Here is a 1,689-nt window from a genome sequence, read left to right as displayed (position 1 = left end):
GGGGGCCCTTTTGCGTAGATCGTTTCCAGTCTTCGAGGTTGAGCACGCCGCTCATCGGCGCCTTTACTCGGAGGCTTGCGAAGATGCCGCTGCTGGACCTGGACAAGATCACCGCGGGTCTGTCCAAGACCTGGTCGGGGTTTCTGCGGGACTGGGACCGCTCGCTGCGATCGGGGAACTACCCGGAGACCACCCGCTACAACTATCTGCTGGCGGCCGCCCAGTTGGGCAGCTACTTGAGCGAGTATTCGCCGGACCCGGAGGCCGACGAAGCGGCCGAGGATCCGGCCGACGTCAGCCGCGCACACATTGAGGCGTTCCAGGCGTGGATGATCGAGACGAGGTCGGCATCGACGGCGCTGAACAAGCACAAGGCACTGCAGCAGTTCTTCAAATGGCTGATGCTCGACGAGGGCGAGATCGACCGGTCGCCGATGGAGCGGGTCAGGCAGCCGAAGATGCCGCAGAAGCTGGTCCCGGTCATCCGTGACGAAGAGACCTCCAAGGTCCTCGGCACCTGCAAGGGCAGGCAGTTCGCCCAACTGCGGGACGAGGCGATCATTCGCCTGTACTGCAACACGGGCGCGCGCCTGTCCGAGGTCGGCAACCTCCTGCTCGACGACATCGACATGAGCACCGAGTCGGTGCACTACCACGGCAAGGGCAGCAAGGACCGGCGTGTGCGCTTCGGGCCGAGGACCGCGCGGGCCGTCAGCCGCTACCTGCGGGCCCGCGCCAAGCACAAGGCGGCTGACCTGCCGGATCTTTGGCTGGCCGAGCGGGGGATTCGGCCGCTCGCCCCCAATGGCATCAAGATCATGCTCAAGCGGCGGGGACTTGAGGTCGGGCTGGTCAAGCTCCACGCGCACCGGTGGCGGCACACCTTCGCCCATGAATGGAAGCGCGCCGGCGGCGACACCGGCGACCTGATGCTGCTGCTCGGCTGGACGTCGCAGGAGATGCCCCGCCGCTACGGCGCCAGCGCCGCCGCCGAACGCGCCCAGGAAACCCACCAGCGGATCGGGGTCGGCGATCATGTCTGAACCCGGAGAGCTCCCCGCGCGGCGGGGCGCCGTAGGCGAGCAGCAGCTGGCCTTCCGCTCTGTCACCACGATCACGGGGGTGGTGGTTGGCCTCGCCTTCCTCTTCGGCTTCGGCAACGTCTGGACGCTGGCCCTGCGGCTGGGCGTGTCCGGCTGGGTGGCCCCGCTCGTCGCACCCGCCGTGGACCTGTCCGTCCTGGCGCTACTGCTGGCGATCCGGTATCTCGCCCTCTACGGTGCCCCCGAGGCGGCACTGCGCCCGGCCCGCAGGCTGCTGCTCCTGGCCAGTCTGCTCACGCTCGCCCTCAACGTCACCGAACCGCTGCTCGTGGGCGCGTACGGGCGGGCGGCTTTCGACGCCGTGGGTCCGCTGCTGCTGATCGGGTGGGCCGAGGTCGGCCCCGGCCTGCTGCAGGCCATCAGCGGTGTCCGTGCCGTCGCTAACGATGCGCCGACATTGCCGCGCAGCAGCTCCGGCTCCACCGCAGGGCGACTGCGCAGCGTGCCGGCGGCCGAACCCGGCACCTGGGACGACGGCGCCGATGATCTTCTCGAACGGGCTCGGGCGGAAGATGCCCGGCACTGGCAGACCCACCGGCGGCCGATTTCTGCGGAAACACTCCGCAAGCGCCTGCATATCGGCGCC

The 1,689-nt window shown here is 68.9% G+C and carries 2 protein-coding genes; both read left to right on the top strand.

Features of this window, described 5'->3' with window-relative positions; translation table 11 throughout:
• Positions 1 to 38 precede the first annotated feature (38 nt).
• Positions 39 to 1,043: a tyrosine-type recombinase/integrase gene (locus ACFY0T_RS50260; protein ID WP_388885976.1), complete on the top strand. Its 1,005-nt coding sequence runs from the start codon at positions 39 to 41 to the stop codon at positions 1,041 to 1,043.
• A partial coding sequence (locus ACFY0T_RS50255) for a SpdA protein (protein WP_388885972.1) occupies positions 1,036 to 1,689 on the top strand: 654 nt, incomplete at its 3' end. The genes ACFY0T_RS50260 and ACFY0T_RS50255, both read left to right, overlap by 8 nt.

It is taken from the genome of Streptomyces sp. NPDC001530 (assembly GCF_042894545.1).
GTDB lineage: Bacteria > Actinomycetota > Actinomycetes > Streptomycetales > Streptomycetaceae > Streptomyces.
The sequence above is the reverse complement of the archived record's forward strand: the minus strand, read 5'-3'. Positions and strand labels throughout refer to the sequence as shown.